A 17,458-nucleotide genomic window follows, 5' to 3' on the forward strand; every position below is an offset into this window, starting at 1 on the left:
CGGTTACGTTCCTTCCCGCTTCCGCGCCGGCGCGGTTCCGGCTGCCCCGGAAGCGGCCGCCGTGTTCTGGTCGCCGTAGACCCGGATGAAGATGTCCTCGAGGGAAATCTTGGTGGTGGTGAAGCTCCGCACGCTGACGCCGGCGTAAACCAGGTCCTTAAGGATGCTGGCCTCGTCGCTGGCATCGGTGATGGAGAGCTCCGCATAGTTGGTCTGGTGCAGCATCACCTTGTAGTGCGGCGAAGGCGGGATGGTCCCGCCGTGCCGGATCCGGATGATGCGGCCGCCGTACTTGTTCTGCACCTCATCGATGGTGCCGTAGGCTTCGGCGGTACCGTCCTTGAGCAGGATGACCCGGTCGCAGAGCCGCTCCACTTCTTCCATTTGGTGGGTCACCATCACCACCGTGGCACCGGCGATTTTCTGTTCCTCGATGATGTCCATCAGCAGTCGCCGGTTGACCGGATCGAAGCCCTTGGTGGGTTCGTCCAGGATCAGCAGCTCCGGCTTGTTCATGATGGTGACGCCGAGCTGGACCTTTTGCTGCTGCCCGCTGGAGAGCTTGTCCAGCACTGTGGAGGCCCGGTCCGCCAACGCCACCCGGTCCAGGTACTCGAGCGACCACTGCTTCGCGGCGCGCCGCTCCATACCTTTGAGCCGGCCAAAATAGGTCATGATGTCGATGACCTTTTCCTTTTTATACAGCCCGCGCTCTTCGGGAAGGTAACCCAACCGGTCGCCGTGCTCCGGTTTGAAGTCCCGGCCGTTGATGTGGAGGGTGCCGGCGGTGGGCTCGTAGATGCCGAGCAGGGCCCGGATGGTGGTGGTTTTGCCGGAACCGTTGCTGCCGAGGAAACCGAATGTCTCGCCGGCTTCCACGTCAAAGGACAAGTCGCGAACCACTGTGGTGTCGCCGAAGTCCATCCGGAAGCCGCTGATGTGGACCCTAGCTTCGGCCATTGTGGCTCCCGATGGTGCCGGGCTTGCGGCCCGGCGATGTGTCGTTGCGCCGCTTAGACGGCGGGGGCGTGCCGGTGCCGGCGATGGGCGGGCGTCGGCAGTCCTGGCCTGCTGCTGCCTGTGCCGCCCCAGGCGTTGGGACGGGCTTCCTTGATCAAGCCCGTTCCCGCGCATTCGCGCACCGCCATAATGCCTTCCGCGGCGGACTGCTTGTCCTCAAAGGGCCTGGAAATCGCCAACACCGTGCCGTCGGCGCCGATCAGCCGGAAACGGACGTTCGCTTCAGCGTCCGTGAAAATTTCGAATTGTCCTGCCATCGTTATTGTCCTTTCGGGCCATGCAGGGCTGCGGGAGGGTAAGGCACATCAAGGCGCCATGCCGTTGTCTCGACAGGTCCACGCAGCGCACTTGACTATCCTTGCGACCGGGCGCCGGGAAGGTAAGGGGCTTAGGTCCCGATGTGGACAAACATTCGTCCCTGGCGGCGGTTCCGCCCCGGGCGCTCTATATCGGGCACTTTATGCCGGGCGCTACATTTAGGAACATGGCTGAGCTTCCGAAGGGCGATTCCGGTGAATGGGTCCGGCTGACTGCGCGGGTGGACGGCGTCGTCCAGGCTGTTGGCTTCCGCTATGGGACGGTGCGCAAGGCTGCGGAGCTGGGGCTGACCGGAACGGTCACCAATAACGACGACGGCTCCGTCGGTATCGCCGCGGAGGGACCCCAGCCGGCGGTACTGGAGTTCCGGCGCTGGCTGCGCTCGCCGGCAGCCCCGGGACGGGTGGCGAGCGTGGACGAAGTGGTCTCCCGGGCCACGGGTGGGTTCAGCGATTTCCGGGTGGTGTACTGACCCGGGAGCTCCCCATCCCCGCGGCTGCTCCTGGCCGGGATGGGGCAAAGGACCCTCGGCAGCGCGCACGATTCTCGGTAGGGTGGCCCCATGCAGAAGATATCCCTTGATGCGCTGGCCCGGCAGCAAATTGCGGCCGCGGTGGCGGCTCCCAGCGGGCGGGCTGCCGACACCGCGTTTGGCGGACACGAAAAGACCCTGCGCCAGACGGTGATGGCGTTTCGGGCCGGGACGCAGCTCAGCGAGCACCGGAATCCGGGCGAAGCGACGGTCTTTGTGCTCCGTGGCTGCGTGCGGCTGCGGGCCGGCGAGGAGTCCTGGCAGGGCAAGAGCGGGGATTTGCTGATAGTGCCGGACGGGCTGCACAGCCTGGAAGCGGAAGAAGACTCGGCGATCCTGATGACGGTCGCGAAAATCAAAACCTGACGGCAGTGCCGCCGCCGGACGCTAGTTGCGCCTTCCCCAGAGTTGAAGCCAGAGCAGGAGGCGCGTCTCGGGGTCGTCCAGGTCGAGGCCGAAGAGTTCTTCCACCCGGGATAAGCGGTAGCGGACCGTGTTGACGTGGACCGCCAGGGTCTTCGCGGCTTCCACGGCGTTGCCACTGCAACGCAGGTAGGCGTAAATGGTTTCTTCGAAGGACTTCTTGTGCTGTTCGTCGTAATCCGCGATCCGGAGTGCGTGCGCGCCGGGCAGCTGGCCGGCCGCCGTCAGCGAGGTAACGATCTGGCGCAGCTGCAGGGACGCGCCGAGCGATTCATCGTCAGAGACGACGTCGTCGGAATCGGCGGCGATGCGTCCTTCGGCGACGTTGCGCGCCAGCTCGGCCAGGACCAGCTCGGCGTTGACCCGGGACTCGCCGAGCCGATTGATTGTGGCAGCCCCGCCCAGTGCGGCCAGGACCGGCCGGGCGAGGAGCCGCCGGGCATTCTGCACAATCTTTAATAGTGCTGTGCGTTGAAACTGCCGGGACGATTCGGTGCTCTGCGGCAGGACGATGTAAACGATGTTGTCCGAGAACCCGCAGACGGCCGAGGGCAGTCGGATGGCGCAGGCGGTTCGGATGGCGTCGAAGAGCCGGAGCCGGGATTGCAGGGTGTCGGACGCTGTGCCACCGGCCGGCCAGGCGCCCAGCGCCGCCACCCGGACGGACGGCGCGGAGATCCCGAGCCTGATGGCCGCCAGCTCGGCGCGTTGCGGTTCAAACAGCAGCGGCTGGACCAAATCTATCTGGCGGGTCAGGTTCGAGACGTAGGTGGTGCGCTTGTGCAGGATGTGGAGCGCGGCAACGTTGGCTGCTTCACGCAGGATCCGGTTCGCATCCTCGGTGTGGTGTTCCGCCCGTTCCAGCAGCCACAGCGAGCCCAGGACGGAGCCGCCGGCCCGGATGGAAATGGCAGTACGCCGGAGCAGGGGATCCGCCGTCGCCACCTCCAGCGCATCGGTGGCGGCATGGACGCGGCGGTAGTCCTTGTCGGTTTCAACCGAATGCGGCACATGAAGCCGGAGGATCGAACTCCTGCGCGTCTCATCAATGGGCTGGTCCGGCAGCGTCGAATACGCCAAAATCGTCTGGTCCGGATCAGCGACCGCGATTGCACCGCCGGTTTGGGCTGCTACCGTGTTGGCCAAGTCGAACAGGTCTCCGGGCCGGATGTCTACCAGCGTGTGTCCGGACTGGCGGTGCGGGATGACGGCGGCGTCCATGACCTCGGCGAGCTGGTTCCACGGCACCGCGTCTGCGGCCCGGAACAGTGCCAGCCCCGCCCCACGCGCGGCGGCGCGCAGCGCAGCGTCGGAGCTGCCGTTGGACTTGTAGACAATGGCCACGTACCCGGCGTCGCTGAGTTCCCGGACCTTCACGCCGAGCCGTTTCCCTGACAGGGAGAGCCCGATGGCCAACGCAACAGCGCCCGGGTACCTGGCAGGAACAGCCGTCGAGTCGTAAAGCACGGAGCCCGACACGATCTGCCGGTCGTCAGCCGGCATTTCGACGAGGCTGACAATTTCCGAACCCGCCGAGCGGGCGACGTCCGCCAGGGTAGGCAGCGAGTACTCCTGTCCCGCCGGTGCCGGGGTCACGCCGGCACCAACCAGGTCGTTTGGTAGTTGCTACTAATGAAGAGCCCCTAAATTTGTTGGAATCTCCATAGTGGCACAGGAATAGGCTTTCTACGCTGAACCATAACGCAGGACAGCGACAGGAAAGGCCCTTCTTGAAGATCAGCGACGCCAGGCAGCTTATCCAGGTGAAGGCCCCCGTCTTCTCACGCCGACGCCGGGTGCTGGCCAACGCCTACAACGTCGAGGAATACCGGAAGGCTGCACGGAAAGTCCTGCCTGCCGGGATCTTCGACTACCTCGACGGCGGCTCTGAGGACGAGGTGACGCTGCGGCGCAACCGCGCCGTCTTCGATTCCTGGGCACTGATGCCAAGCTGGGGCCCGGTCTCCGGGCCCGATACCAGCACGAACCTACTCGGGAAAGCCAGCACGCTGCCCCTGACGCTGACTCCCACCGGTGCAACCCGGCTGTTCCATCCCGAAGGCGAACTCGCCGTCGCCGCGGCCGCGGAACGGGCACAGATCCCCTATGGGCTGGCCGGACTCAGCACCGTGCCGATGGAATCGATCGCGGAACGCCACCCGGACCTTGACCGCTGGTTCAACTTCGGGCTGACCTCCGACGCCCAGGCCTTAAAGAACAAACTCGCGCGCTGCGAGGCCGCGGGATTCACCACACTGATTGTCGGCGTCGACACACGGGCGCTGGGATCCCGCGAGCGGGACCTGCACAACGGCTTCACCGCCCCGCCCGCACTGACCCTTTCCGCCATCGCTGACATCGCCCGGCGGCCGTCCTGGTGGATCAACTTCCTGAAGTCGGACGGCATCAGTTTCCCCAACCTGGATCCGCGCAGTCCTGCGGCCACGTCCGTCGTCACCCCGTCCATGTGGCAACACATTTTGGGCCACTCGGACGCCACCAGCGGGTGGAAGGAACTGGTGGCCCTGCGCCAGGGATGGCACGGCAAAATCGTGCTGAAGGGGTGCGTCAACCCGGCCGACGTGGACAAGGCCGCCCGGATTGGCCTGGACGCCGTCCAGTTAAGCAACCACGGCGGCCGTCAGCTGGACCACATGCTGAGTCCCATGGATGTGCTGCAGGAATCCCGGCAACGGGTGGGCGACTCGATCGAAATCTACGTGGACTCCGGTGTCCGGCGCGGCAGCGATGTCCTCAAGGCGCTGGCCCTCGGCGCCGATGCCTGTTCGATCGGCAGGGCATACCTGTATGGCCTGGTCGCGGCCGGCTCGCCGGGTGTTGGGCGCATTATCGAGATCTTCGGTGACGAACTGCGGCGTACGATGACGTTAGTAGGCGTTTCCAGTATTTCCGAGTTGAAGGCTCGGGGCGGGGAAATTCTTCGGGATATCCGTCAGTCCGGAGGAATCCTGGAAACCACGGCGTCAACCACCTCGCACATATGAATTCTGAATAAGCAGGCAGACAGCACACTCCCGCAGGATTGCGGGAGTTTAGAGAATCTCTGAACAGCTAAGGAAACCATGCGCACCCGTTACCTACTCCCCGTCCTCACCGTAGCCACGGCGCTCTCGCTTTCCGGCTGCGTTAACAACAGTGAACCCGCCGCCACCGGCGGGGCCTCCGGAACCGCGGACGCAATCGACGTGAAAAAGAGTGACACGATTGCAGCGATGCTCCCGGAGAAAATCAAGAGCGCAGGCGTGCTTAATGTCGGCATGGCAAACAATTACCCGCCCAACGAATTCAAGGACGACAACGGGGCGCCGGCCGGCTGGTCAGTGGACCTCACCAACGCCCTGGGGAAGGTGATGGGCTTAAAGGTCAACTTTGATATCGGCACCTTCGACAACATCCTTCCCGCCGTCCGCGCGGGAAAAGATGACATGGGCATGTCCTCCTTTACTGACACGCTGGAACGCGAAAAGCAGGTGGATTTTGTCAACTACTACTCCGCCGGAATCCAGTGGGCGGCCCCGAAGGGCAAAACGGTCGACCCTAACGACGCCTGCGGGCTCAAGGTTGCTGTCCAGGCCACCACCTACGAGGACACCCACGAAGTGCCCGCCAAGTCCAAGGCCTGCACCGACGCCGGAAAGCCGGCCATCACCATCTTCAAATACGACGCGCAGGACCAGGCGACCAACGCCCTGGTGGTCGGTCAGGTCGACGCCATGAGCGCCGATTCACCAGTGACTCTCTACGCGATCTCCAAGACCAAGGACAAGCTGCAGACCGCGGGCACCGCCTTCGAGGTGGCACCCTACGGCATACCCGTGGCACAGGGCAGCGAATTTACGCCGGTCCTGCAAAAGGCCCTCCAGTCGTTGATCGATGACGGCTCGTACAACAAGATCCTGTCCAAGTGGGGAGTGGAAGCCGGCGGAATCAAGACGGCGGCACTCAACGTGGCAGCCAAAGGGTGATAGCACATGAGCGAACCGGAACCCGGCCGGATGGTTGAGGCGGAGCCCGGCGGGCAAACGGAACCGGGCAGGACGCCGCGGGCCGGCAGAACCCGAACCGACGACGGCGGAGCGCCGCCGGAGGAGATCGTCGCAATCCCGCTGCGCCATCCCTGGCGGATCCTGGTGGCGGTGCTCCTGGTCCTGGGCCTGGCGGTCTTTGTCCTGGACGCCGCCCAACGCTCGGACTATGGCTGGCCCGACGTCGGCAAATTCATCTTTGACCGCCGGATCAGCCAGGCCGCCTGGGTGACCTTGTGGCTGACCGTTTATGCCATGATCGGCGCGATCGTCATCGGCTTGTTGCTGGCCATCATGCGGCTCTCACCAAACCCCGTGCTGAAGAGTATTGCCTGGCTGTACATCTGGATTTTCCGGGGGACCCCGGTATACGTGCAGCTGGTCTTCTGGGGCATCGTGTCCTTGATCTATCCGGTGTTCACGCTGGGTATTCCGTTTACGGAACCGTGGGTCACCATCCCCAACGAGATCTTCACCAACCTCTTTATCACCGCCGTGATCGGACTGGCACTCAACGAGGCCGCCTACATGTCCGAGATTGTGCGCGCCGGGCTGCTCTCAGTGGACGAGGGGCAGGCGGAAGCCTCGACGGCGCTCGCGATGTCCTGGGGGCAGACGATGCGGTTTGTGGTGGTTCCGCAGGCGATGAAGATCATCATTCCGCCCACCGGCAACGAGGTGATTTCGATGCTCAAAACCACTTCACTGGTGGCGGCGATCCCGTTGAGCATTGACCTCTACGGGGTGTCGCGCGGTATTTCCGCGGTGACCTTCACACCAGTGCCGCTGCTGATTGTGGCCTCCCTCTGGTACTTGCTCTTCACTTCCGTTTTGATGGTGGGCCAGCACTTCATTGAAAAGCGGTTCTCCCGCGGCACCGGTCGGCTGAAAACGGGCAAGGGACCGTCGACGCCGGAACCGGCACCGACGGCGGTCCCCGGTATACCGGGCGCACCGCTCGGCACGGACTTTGGCGGAAAAGGATGACGGACATGCCCATGGTCCTGGCGGAGCGGGTCTCCAAGAATTTCGGCACCAACAAGGTGCTGCGCGGGATCAGCCTGGCGGTCGATCCCGGCGAGGTGCTGTGCATTGTGGGCCCCAGCGGGTCCGGCAAGTCGACGTTCCTGCGCTGCATCAACCACCTGGAGCGGGTGGACGGCGGCCGGCTGTCAGTGGACGGACAACTGGTTGGCTACCGGCAAAAGGGGGACAAGCTCTACGAACTCAAGCTCAAGGAGGCAGCCTTCCAACGCCAGGAAATCGGAATGGTGTTCCAGCGCTTTAACCTTTTCCCCCACCTGACCGCCGTGGAGAACATCACCCTGGCCCCCATTCGGGTGAAGGGCTTGTCCAAGTCCAAGGCCACCGAGCGGGCCAGGGAGCTGCTGGACCGGGTGGGGCTTGGCGACAGGGCGGACGCCTATCCGGCGCACCTGTCCGGTGGCCAGCAGCAGCGTGTGGCCATCGCCCGTGCGCTGGCCATGGACCCCAAGCTGATGCTCTTCGACGAACCGACAAGTGCCCTGGATCCGGAACTGGTGGGCGAGGTGCTCGACGTGATGAAGGAACTGGCCAGGACCGGCATGACCATGATCGTGGTGACCCATGAGATGGGGTTCGCCCGCGAGGTGGCAGACACGCTGGTCTTTATGGACGAAGGTGTGGTGGTCGAAGCCGGGCCACCGCGTCAGATCCTAAGCGATCCGCAGCATGACCGGACCAAGGCGTTCCTGTCCAAGGTCCTCTGACGCGTCACGGAGTTCCGGCACCGCACGCGGTAGGACAGACTGTTGCCGTGAGCAACTCTCCCCGGACCGGCCTGGCCGTCGCAGGCTTGAGCCTGGGTACTGCACTGAACCCGCTGAACTCCTCGATGATCGCCGTCGCCCTGGTGGTGCTGCGTGCGGATTTCGCGCTCGACGTCGCCACCGTCACCTGGGTGATTACCGCGTTCTACCTCACCTCCGCGGCCGGCCAGCCGCTGATGGGCCGTCTTGCCGACCGTTTCGGTCCGCGCCGGCTTTTCCTGCTGGGCATGGCCCTGGTGGCGGTGACCTGCGCACTGGCTCCCTTTGCCCCGAATTTCGCCCTGCTTTGTGTTGCCAGGGCCGTTATGGCCCTTGGCACGGCGACGGCCTACCCGAGCGCCGTGGTGATGGTGGGGGCATTGGCCCGTCAGGCGCACGTGAAGTCGACCCGGCCGCTGGGCCGCATCCAGATGGCGAATACCTCGGCGGCTGCTGTCGGACCGGTGGTGGGCGGTCTTTTGGTGGGTTTTGTGGGCTGGCAGGCACTTTTCCTGATCAACGTTCCGTTGGCCGTCGCGGCGATCCTCCTGGTCCGGCGGTTTGCTCCGCCGGACGGGGAACGCGAGAGCGGCCGGGCCGTCGAGCTGCTGCGGGACTCGGACGTCCCCGGCGTCCTGGCCTTCGTCGGCTCCATGGTCCTGGCGATGATGGCGCTGCTGAACGTGCTGCCGGACCACCGCTGGTGGCTGCTTGCCGCCGGCACCGGCCTAGCAGCGCTGTTCGTCTGGCGGGAACTGCGCTTTGCCACCCCGTTCCTGGATTTGCGCTTGTTGGGACGCAACCGCCCGCTGCTGCTCGTTTACCTGGGGTTTGCCCTGTTCAGCGGCGTCTACTACTTCGCCTTCTTTGGCTTGCCGCAGCTGTTGCAGGAAGCCGGGGGGTACAGCCCCGGAATGGTAGGCCTGCTGATGCTGCCGCTGGCGGCGATGTCGGTGGTGGTCACACCCGTCGCCGTCCGCGCGATTGACCGCTTTGGGGTCAAGCGTGTGCTGATTGCCGGCGTTGTGCTCCTGGTGACAGCGTCGGGGATGATGTGGCTGCTGACCGGCTCGTTCGCCATCCCGCTGGTCCTGGCCCTGACAGCACTGCTGGGTGTGCCCTACGGGGTGGTCGGCATCGCTTCGAGCCAGGGCATGTATGTGTCCACCCGGGCAGAGGAGCGCGGGGTGGCTGCGGGGATATTCCAGACCTGCCGGTACCTCGGGGCGATCATGGCTACCGTGCTGATCGGCGTCTTTTACGGCACCGGGGTGAACCAGGCTAACTGGGGACTGATGGTCTTTGTGATGCTGGGCCTGGGTGCGGTGGTGTTTGCCGTCTCGCTGTTGTGGCGGGACCGAACCTTACCGGGGTGAACGTGACGGAAATACGCGGAAATACTGCGGCAGATGACAACCTTCGCCGGTAGGATGACAACAATCGACAAGCTGACCGGCGGTGGTGGTTGGATGTCACGGTGGCGTAACAACACGGCGTACGGACCATCCGCCGGAGCCGATGGCACCGAACGATTTAGGCAGCAGCTGGGTCTGCCGGGACGCTGATCCTGTTGGAGATTGACTGTTTAGGTGGCTGGAGCCAAACATGACAAAAAACCGTGAAACCCGTGACCGCGACCGGAGGCCCCGCAAGCGCCGGTCCCCGGAAGCCGGCGGGAGCAGTTCCCGCTCCGCCGGCCTGCTGATCGCGGGGTCCGTTGTTGCGGCGGCTGCCGCGCTCCTGACGTTGGTGTCAGCGGGCGGCGCCATGTCCTCCGAGGCGCCGGTTGAAGGGCTCGTCTTCGGGCTCTGGAAAGTGCTCTACGCCACCGAAGCCCCGGCGCCGCGGGTGATTACCGCCGCGATCGCCGTCGCCCTGGCCCTCGCGGCCGGGGTGGCACTGCTGGAGCAACGGATCGGTAACCGCAGCCGCCGCTCGCTGAACATCAACACCAAACCCTTGGCGCCCAAAGTCATTATGGCGGCGACGCGCGGAGTCTACGCCGGACCGGTCACGGTCACCGTACTTATCCCCGCCCACAACGAGGAAGCCTCGCTGCCGCTGACCCTGGCGTCACTGATGGACCAGTCGCACCCGCCCGAAAAGATCATCGTTGTTGCGGACAACTGCACCGACGGATCCGTGGCTGCCTGCCGGGCTGCCGGCGTCGAAGTCTTCGAAACAGTGGGGAACACCCACAAAAAGGGCGGCGCGCTGAACCAGGTGCTGAGCCAGGTCCTGCCCGGGCTGGGGGACAACGACGTTGTGATGATTATGGACGCCGACACCCAGCTCGACGACGGATTCCTGGAATCCGCGGTCCGCCGGCTCAGCCAGGACCGGGCCCTGATGGCCGTGGGCGGCCTCTTCTACGGTGAGGAAGGCCACGGCATGCTGGGCCAGTTCCAGCGCAATGAATACGTCCGTTACGCCCGGGACATGCGACGGCGGCGGGGCCGGGTGTTTGTTTTGACCGGCACCGCCTCGGTATTCCGCCCGGCGGCGCTGCGGGCGGTGGCGCAAGGCCGCGGGTTGTCCCTGCCCGGTAAGCACGGGGACGTCTATGACACGGCGGCACTGACAGAGGACAACGAGCTGACGATTGCGCTGAAGTCGCTCGGCGGACTGATGATTTCACCGCAGGAATGCACTGTGGTCACCGAGCTGATGCCCACGTGGCGCACCCTCTGGGCGCAGCGGCTGCGCTGGCAGCGCGGCGCCTTGGAGAACCTCGGGGCCTACGGGATCACGCCGCAGACCATGCGGTATTGGGCGCAGCAGCTCGGTATTGGCTATGGTGTGATCGCCCTGGGGTCCTACCTGCTGTTGATAATGCTGATGCTGCTTGCCCTGGACGAGTGGGTCTGGTTTCCCTTCTGGCTGGGCCTGGGGGCGATTTTCACCGTAGAACGTGTGGTGACGGTGTGGCGGGCCGGCTGGCGTGGAAGGCTGTTGGCGGTGCTGATCTTCCCGGAACTGATCTTTGATATGTACCTGAACTTCGTCTACGTCAAGGGTGTTATCGATCTGTCCGTGGGGCGGCAGGCTGCGTGGAAGCACGTGCAGCACCCGGCGTCGTCCGCCGCAGCAAAAACCGCAGCCATGACCACCACCCCGGGGAGCCACCCATGATCACGAACCACCTGACGGTCCCGGCGGGCCTCCTGCTGCCGCACGCACTGCTTGAAAGCGATGCCTTCGCGGCCTTGGCGGCGTTTGTGGCGATCAACACCGTGATGTACGTGGCCTTGGCGGTGGCTAAGATCCTGCCGAAGGTCTACGTTTCGGACTGGATCCGGCGCAGCAATGAGCGCTCCGAACCGCGGGGCATCATCCCGGAGAATGCAACGAACGCTCCTTCGGAGGGCTAACGTTTGCGGGGGCCGGGCTTCGCACCGAAGCATCCGGCTAACGTGGTCCGGCGACTGGGGTGATCCGGACCTCCCTTTCCATCAGACAGGCGGCATCACCGGGCCATGACGGTTTCAGCACGCAGCAACGTCCAGATCACCGGACCCGAGCAGGGTCCGGTACTGATGTTCGCCCACGGATTTGGCACCGATCAAAAGATGTGGGGAAAGGTCCTGCCCTATTTCACGGACACCTACCGGGTGGTGCTTTTTGACCACGTGGGGTCCGGCGGGTCTGACAAAGGCGCCTATGATGCCGGGAAGTACTCCAGCATCGGCCCCTACGTGACGGACCTGCTGAACATCTGCACGGAACTGGATCTTCGCGAGGTGACCCTGGTGGGCCACAGCGTGGGCTCCATGATGGCCATCGAGGCCGCCGCCCGCGAGGCCACCGCCACGAACGAGAACGGGGGCCCGCGGCTGAGCAGGCTGGTGCTGTTGACGGCGTCGCCGAGCTACCTGGATCACCCCGACGACGGGTACACCGGCGGCTTCACCAGCGACGAGCTCGATGAACTGTTTGAATCCCTCGACGCCAATTACCTGGTCTGGGCCAACTCGATGGCTCCGGTGTTTTTGAACAATCCGGAAGCCGCCGAACTCGGTGCCGAAATCCGGGGCAGCTTCGGCCGGATCACCCCCGCGGTGGGCCGTGACTTCGCCCGGGTGGCGTTCCTGTCCGATGTCCGGCACCGGCTGGCCGACGTCGGGATTCCGGTCCTGATCCTGCAGACCACCGATGACGTGGTGACCCCGGCGCACATCGGCGACTACCTGCTCGAACGGCTGCCGCAAGGCACACTCAAAACCCTGGCCGCCAAGGGCCACTTCCCGCAGGCCAGTGCGCCCGAGGAGACAGCGGCCGCCATCCTCGGCTACCTGCAGAGCGGCACGTGAACGCCGCGCCGGAGCCCCAGCCGGCAGGCCGCACGGATTTCGCGGCGCTGTTCCATGCCGCGCCGGCCGGGTATCTGCTGACCCTGTCGGACGGGACCATCGTGGAGGCGAACCGGACGCTCTGCGACTGGACCGGCAAATCCCGCGCCGAGCTGGTGGGTTCAAGCCTGCTGCGGCTGATGCCGGCCGGTGACCGGATTATGTACCTGACCCACGCGATGCCGGAGCTGGACGCCACCGGGGTGCTGACCGAACTCTCCGTCCAGATCATTGGCGCCAACGGGACCCGGCTGCCGGTACTTCTCGCTGCTGCGCGGTCCCGCACCGCGGCGAATGCGCCCGAGCTGGACCGCATCGTCCTATTCAGCGCCCCGGAACGCCGGCTCTACGAGCGTGAACTCGCGGCCGCGATGCGTAAGCTCGAGGCCGCCGAGGCGGACCGGGCACGGCTGCTGGCGGAAGCACGGTACGCGGCGATGCATGATTCGCTGACCGGGCTGCCGAACCGGGCGTTGTTCGATGACCGGCTGGGGATGGCCCTGGCGGCCGCAGTGCACGACGGCGGGGAGGTAGGCCTGCTGTTCTGCGACGTCAACGGCTTCAAGACAGTCAATGACTCAATGGGCCACGCCGCCGGCGACCAGGTACTCTGCCAGGTTGCCGCGCGGCTGGCCGGAGCGATCCGCGGCGTCGACACGGCCGCGCGCTACAGCGGCGACGAATTCGTGGTGTTGGTCGCCGGTCCGGCCACCGTCGACGATGTGGAACGAGTGGCGTTGCGGGTACTGGATTCGCTGGCACCACCCGTTATGGTCGACGGGGCCGAACTGCAGGTGGGACTTGCCATCGGCGTGGCGATCAGCAACGGAGACACCGAAACGGCCGAGGAGTTGCTGCGCCGGGCCGATGCCGATATGTACGCCTCAAAGACCCGCAGCAGGCACGGACAGCCGACGCTATTGTCCCGCCGGGTGTCCTAGCGGCCTTTTGCCCGCACCGCGCCGGCTGCCGGGTTTAGCCGCGGGTGTTCCGCTCCAGGGCCTTGTCGTGCTCGGCATGGGCGCGGTGGAGGAGATCCAGGAACTCGGTTTCATGGTGGATGAGCCGCTTGTACTTCTCCGGCAGCGTCCGCAGCTGCTCTTCTTCGCTGACCATCTTGGTGAAGATCGCGTCCCGTTCCGCGATGTCGGTTTCGTAGCTGAGGTCCAGGTAGTCAGTGGCGTGCCTCTTGGCGCCGGAGACCGCGTTCTTGGCCTTGCCCTTGGGGCTGAAGACGGAGGCCAGGATGGTGACGGTGAGGACTCCGAGGATGACCAGCAGCGAGGCGCCGGTGCTGACCTCGAGGACGCTGACGTGTTCGCCGTCGTTGATAAACGGCAGGTTGTTCTCGTGGAGGGCGTGCAGGACGAGTTTGACGCCGATGAAGCCCAGGACGGCGGCGAGGCCGTAGGAGAGGTAGATCAGCCGGTCCAGCAGCCCGTCGATCAGGAAGAACAGCTGGCGCAGCCCCATCAGCGAGAAGGCGGTGGCGGTAAAGACAATATAGACGTTCTGGGTCAGGCCAAAGATGGCCGGGATCGAGTCAAGCGCAAACAGGATATCCGTCCCGCCGATGGCCACCATCACCAGGAGCATCGGGGTGAGGACGCGTTTGCCGTTTACGAGGGTGAACATTTTGTCGCCGTCGTAGTGCGAGGACGCGGGCAGGAACTTCTTGGCCAGACGGACGATCAGCCCGTCGGAGTCGTCATCGTGCGAATCCGGCCGCAGCAGGTTGCCGGCCGTGAGCAGCAGAATTAGGCCGAAGATGTAGAACACCCAGGAGAAGCTGTTGATCAGGGCGGCGCCGAGCAAGATGAACGCGGTGCGCGCAATCAGCGAGAAGACGATCCCGAACAGCAGCACCTTCTGCTGATCGGCGCGGGGCACCCGGAAACTGGCCATAATGATGAGGAAGACGAAGAGATTATCGACCGAGAGGGCCTTCTCCGTGACGTAACCGGCGAAGTACTCCGTGCCCATGGTGGCACCGCCGAAAACCAGAACACCAACGCCGAACAGCAGGGCGATGCTGACGTAGATCGATGACCAGATGGCCGACTCCCTGAGGGTGGGGGTGTGGGCCTTGCGTACGTGGAAGAAGAAGTCGAAGGCCAGCAGGCCCACTATTCCGATGATCGTGAATATCCAAACAATGGCGGGGACTTGCATGGTGCCTCATTTTTGTGTCGGCCGGTGTGGTCGGCGGGGGCTGGTCACCTAACGAACGAACGTCACGCTCGCGAAGTGCCGGGATCCCTCAAACTTAGCGCCAATGACGCTTAGACGCCCGCGTTGCTGACGCGGGCGGCCCCGGGACGCGGCCGCCCGCCGCCGTTGTGGTTCCGTTAAACCTTCGGCGAGTAGACCTTCGGGAGCTTCATTCCGCGCTCTTCCATCACGGTGCGCAGCCGGGTGGGGTAGTCGCTGATGATGCCGTCGACGCCGAGGTCCATCAGCCGGTTGATATCAGCCGTGGTGTTGACCGTCCAGGGGATGACCGGCAGTCCGAGACCGTGGGCCTCCGTGATCATTCCGGGCGTGACGGAACGGAACGTGGGGGAGATGGCGTTGTAGCCCTGGGCCGCGGCCGCCTGGGCGAGGGATCCGCCGTAGGTGTCGATGTCGATGCCGCCGAGATTGGGGCTGGCGCCGGGCCGGCCGACCTCAAGCCAGGCGTCGCCGCTGGAAAGGGCAACCAGCGGCAGCTCCGGGGCGATCTTCTTGGTCAGGTTCAGCGAGGACCAGTCGAACGACTGCACGGTGCTTCGCTCCGCCATGCCGGAGGCCTGGATCTCCGCGACCGCGGCCTTGGTCAGGGCCACCATGCCCGCGCCGCCGGACTTCCCGTCCTCCACCTTGGTCTCGATGTTGAAGCGGACCTTTTTGGCGTTGGCGTCGCGGACCAGCCCAAACACGTCCTTGAGTTCGGCGATCCGGTTGCCCTCGACCACGTCCTGTTCGGGGAACCCCTTGAGCTGGGTGAACCCGCAGTCAAGTGTTTTGATCTGGGCGAGCGACAGTTCGGCCACCCGGTCGCCGACATACGGGAAGCCGGCGTCGCCCGGCGTGGCCGGGGCGGTGTCCTGGCACTTGTCTGCCTGGATGGTGTCGTCGTGCCAGACGATGATCTTGCCGTCGCTGGTGAGGTGGGTGTCCAGTTCCAGGGTGGTCACTCCCAGCGCCAGCGAGTTGGCGAAGGCAGCCAGGGATTCCTCGGTCCACTCGCCGCGGCCTCCGCGGTGTGCCTGCAGGTCGAAGGACCCGTTGCGCTCGTTCGTTTTCGTCTCGGATGTGCCGGTTCCGGCAGCGTTCGACGTCGGCGCGGAGGCTGCGTCGGCGGGTGAGGTGGCGGCTGGAGCGGCGACGGCGGGGCTCGCCAGGGAGGCGATGAGTGCGGCGGCGGCCGCGGCGGTCAGGACTGTGCGCATGGTGGTGGTTCCTCCTGGGTGACGGGTGCCGGCGCTGCGCCGGCGACCCGACAACCTTAGGGAAGGAACATGGACTGGTGTCCTCGGGGGACTGGACCGCGGGTGAACAGTTCGTCGGCGGGGCCGGCCGGCGGCAGTGCGGCGCTCAGCTCAGCGCCGCGGCCGTCACCGGTGCGCCGTTGAGGTATTCGAGCTGCCAGCCGTCGGCCGGGTGGTGGTGGGCGAGGTTCAGCGCGGCGTTGTTGATGCGCTCCAGCTGGCGTCCGATCGCACGGTTCAGGCTCAGCCGGATCAGCGTGCCGTGGGCGACTACAAGGATGCGGCCGCCGCGGAATTCCTCGGCCAGGGTTTCCAGCGCCAGGAGTCCGCGCCTTGCCGCCTGGTCCTCAGTCTCGGCGCCACGGAATCCACCGGGGATGCGCAGGGCCTCCAGTTCGGGCCCGTCCTGCAGGCCCTCGGCGTCGCCGAAGCTGCGCTCGGCGAGTTCGGGCACATGGCGGTTGACGGCGAGCCCCAGCCCGCCGGCGATCAGCTTCGCGGTTTCCGCGGCCCGGCTCAGCGGCGAGGACACCACCGCATCCCACTTATAGCCGGACACCACGGCGACGGCGTCCCGGGCCTGGTCGCGGCCGACGTCGTTGAGCGGAATGTCGGTGGCTCCCTGCAGCCGGCGCTGCGCATTCCAGTCGGTTTGGCCATGACGGATGAGCGCGAACGTTGTGAGGGTCATGGTTCCATTCTGCCGTTCGCGGGGGCTGGGGTGGGAATCGCTGCCTCGATCACGTCCAGCTCACGGACGGCGTACCGTAGGTGCTCCCATTCCTCGTCGAAGATCGTATGCAGGCAGGCGAGTACCGTCTCGGCTTGCCCGGGGGCCCAGGGGTTCGTGCGGGCCCCGGACAGCTGCTCCTGGGTGAGCGCGGCGAGGTAGTTGCGCACCATGGCCTGGCGGCCGGCGCGCACCTCCAGCACCTGCTGGTAGGAGGGTGCGTCCGGGGGTGAAGACCGAGGTGTCGTAGCCGTCGGATGCGTATTCCACGTTCGGCTGACCGAGCCGGTGATAGGGCTGATCGATTTCCAGGATTGCCTTGCGAAGCCACGTGTCGGTGGCCATCACCAGATGCCGGAGTGTCTGGGCGAAGGACCACTCACCATCCACCGAGATATCCACAGTGCCCGCCGGCATGGCTGCGGCCCGCTCCAGCTCAGCCGCCCAGGTCCGCTCCAGCACCGTCCACGCCGCACGAAGACCCTCGGGGTCAGCTGCGTGTCTTTCGGCGCGGCCGGGAAAGCGGCGGTTCAGTTCGGCCTCGACGAACGGGACGACGTCGACGCCGTTGACCAGCAGGGCGTCCCCGCCATCGAAGAGCCACGGCGCATCGATCTCCGCCCTGGCCACGTCCACACCGCGCAGCACGGCGCCGGACAGGTCGGAGCGGACGAACCGGGCTCCGCGCAGGTTCACGTCGGTGAATTCTGCGCCCCGGAGGTCATCGGACTGACTGAAAGCTGCCATGGCAGCACTCTGCCACGCTTGGCCCAGCAGCGC

18 protein-coding genes and 1 pseudogene are annotated in these 17,458 nt (G+C 65.3%); 11 read left to right on the top strand and 8 right to left on the bottom strand.

Going from position 1 to position 17,458, the window contains the following annotated elements; translation table 11 throughout:
* Nucleotides 1–3: 3 nt before the first annotated feature.
* Both QI450_RS02200 and QI450_RS02205 read right to left on the bottom strand, forming a co-directional pair.
* Nucleotides 4–960: an ATP-binding cassette domain-containing protein gene (locus tag QI450_RS02200; RefSeq protein WP_226774101.1), complete on the bottom strand. Its 957-nt coding sequence runs from the start codon at nt 958–960 to the stop codon at nt 4–6.
* Between the two features lie 53 nt (nt 961–1,013).
* Nucleotides 1,014–1,277, bottom strand: a complete 264-nt coding sequence (locus tag QI450_RS02205) for a YegP family protein (protein WP_226774100.1) — start codon at nt 1,275–1,277, stop codon at nt 1,014–1,016.
* A 227-nt stretch (nt 1,278–1,504) separates the two neighbouring features.
* Here QI450_RS02205 and QI450_RS02210 point away from each other — a divergent pair, with 227 nt between their 5' ends.
* A complete protein-coding gene (locus QI450_RS02210) occupies nt 1,505–1,810 on the top strand; it encodes an acylphosphatase (RefSeq protein WP_226774099.1) in 306 nt (101 codons plus the stop codon).
* A 90-nt stretch (nt 1,811–1,900) separates the two neighbouring features.
* The gene (locus QI450_RS02215; protein ID WP_226774098.1) at nt 1,901–2,236 is read left to right on the top strand and encodes a cupin domain-containing protein; all 336 of its coding nucleotides are present in this window, start codon (nt 1,901–1,903) and stop codon (nt 2,234–2,236) included.
* 21 nt (nt 2,237–2,257) lie between these two features.
* Here QI450_RS02215 and QI450_RS02220 read toward each other — a convergent pair whose 3' ends face one another.
* The gene (locus QI450_RS02220) at nt 2,258–3,889 is read right to left on the bottom strand and encodes a PucR family transcriptional regulator (RefSeq protein ID WP_226774097.1); all 1,632 of its coding nucleotides are present in this window, start codon (nt 3,887–3,889) and stop codon (nt 2,258–2,260) included.
* Between the two features lie 134 nt (nt 3,890–4,023).
* Between QI450_RS02220 and QI450_RS02225 the strand changes: the two genes are divergently transcribed.
* The 9 genes from QI450_RS02225 to QI450_RS02265 all read left to right on the top strand — a co-directional run bounded on the left by QI450_RS02225 (nt 4,024) and on the right by QI450_RS02265 (nt 13,419).
* Nucleotides 4,024–5,298 (top strand): alpha-hydroxy acid oxidase, encoded by a 1,275-nt coding sequence (locus tag QI450_RS02225; RefSeq protein ID WP_226774096.1) that lies wholly within the window; start codon nt 4,024–4,026, stop codon nt 5,296–5,298.
* A gap of 78 nt (nt 5,299–5,376) precedes the next feature.
* Nucleotides 5,377–6,279: an ABC transporter substrate-binding protein gene (locus tag QI450_RS02230; RefSeq protein WP_226774095.1), complete on the top strand. Its 903-nt coding sequence runs from the start codon at nt 5,377–5,379 to the stop codon at nt 6,277–6,279.
* Nucleotides 6,280–6,285: 6 nt separating this feature from the next.
* The gene (locus QI450_RS02235; protein WP_226774094.1) at nt 6,286–7,326 is read left to right on the top strand and encodes an amino acid ABC transporter permease; all 1,041 of its coding nucleotides are present in this window, start codon (nt 6,286–6,288) and stop codon (nt 7,324–7,326) included.
* Nucleotides 7,323–8,090, top strand: coding sequence for an amino acid ABC transporter ATP-binding protein (locus QI450_RS02240; RefSeq protein WP_282360136.1), 768 nt, complete (start codon nt 7,323–7,325; stop codon nt 8,088–8,090). The genes QI450_RS02235 and QI450_RS02240 overlap by 4 nt, the downstream gene beginning before the upstream one ends.
* Nucleotides 8,091–8,137: 47 nt before the next feature.
* Entirely contained in the window at nt 8,138–9,505 is a 1,368-nt protein-coding gene (locus QI450_RS02245; protein ID WP_226774093.1) for an MFS transporter, read from the top strand.
* Between the two features lie 229 nt (nt 9,506–9,734).
* Nucleotides 9,735–11,261: a glycosyltransferase family 2 protein gene (locus tag QI450_RS02250; RefSeq protein WP_226774092.1), complete on the top strand. Its 1,527-nt coding sequence runs from the start codon at nt 9,735–9,737 to the stop codon at nt 11,259–11,261.
* Nucleotides 11,258–11,500: a hypothetical protein gene (locus QI450_RS02255; protein ID WP_226774091.1), complete on the top strand. Its 243-nt coding sequence runs from the start codon at nt 11,258–11,260 to the stop codon at nt 11,498–11,500. Before QI450_RS02250 ends, QI450_RS02255 begins: the two co-directional genes overlap by 4 nt.
* Nucleotides 11,501–11,605: 105 nt before the next feature.
* Nucleotides 11,606–12,439 carry an alpha/beta hydrolase gene (locus QI450_RS02260; RefSeq protein WP_226774090.1) on the top strand — a complete coding sequence of 278 codons (834 nt, stop codon included), beginning with the start codon at nt 11,606–11,608 and terminating at the stop codon, nt 12,437–12,439.
* On the top strand, nt 12,436–13,419 hold the full coding sequence (locus QI450_RS02265) for a sensor domain-containing diguanylate cyclase (RefSeq protein ID WP_226774089.1): 984 nt from the start codon (nt 12,436–12,438) through the stop codon (nt 13,417–13,419). The genes QI450_RS02260 and QI450_RS02265 overlap by 4 nt, the downstream gene beginning before the upstream one ends.
* Before the next feature lie 34 nt (nt 13,420–13,453).
* Here QI450_RS02265 and QI450_RS02270 read toward each other — a convergent pair whose 3' ends face one another.
* The 5 genes and pseudogenes from QI450_RS02270 to QI450_RS18075 all read right to left on the bottom strand — a co-directional run.
* On the bottom strand, nt 13,454–14,650 hold the full coding sequence (locus QI450_RS02270) for a TerC family protein (RefSeq protein ID WP_226774088.1): 1,197 nt from the start codon (nt 14,648–14,650) through the stop codon (nt 13,454–13,456).
* 176 nt (nt 14,651–14,826) lie between these two features.
* A complete protein-coding gene (locus QI450_RS02275; RefSeq protein WP_226774087.1) occupies nt 14,827–15,909 on the bottom strand; it encodes a glycerophosphodiester phosphodiesterase family protein in 1,083 nt (360 codons plus the stop codon).
* A gap of 145 nt (nt 15,910–16,054) precedes the next feature.
* Nucleotides 16,055–16,639: a histidine phosphatase family protein gene (locus QI450_RS02280; RefSeq protein WP_226774086.1), complete on the bottom strand. Its 585-nt coding sequence runs from the start codon at nt 16,637–16,639 to the stop codon at nt 16,055–16,057.
* Nucleotides 16,636–16,881, bottom strand: coding sequence for a DinB family protein (locus tag QI450_RS02285; protein WP_348994525.1), 246 nt, complete (start codon nt 16,879–16,881; stop codon nt 16,636–16,638). The genes QI450_RS02280 and QI450_RS02285 overlap by 4 nt, the downstream gene beginning before the upstream one ends.
* A 139-nt stretch (nt 16,882–17,020) precedes the next feature.
* Nucleotides 17,021–17,425, bottom strand: a pseudogene (locus tag QI450_RS18075) (pentapeptide repeat-containing protein); the annotation flags it as partial.
* Nucleotides 17,426–17,458 lie beyond the last annotated feature (33 nt).

It is taken from the genome of Arthrobacter sp. EM1 (assembly GCF_029964055.1).
Classification (GTDB): Bacteria; Actinomycetota; Actinomycetes; order Actinomycetales; family Micrococcaceae; genus Arthrobacter.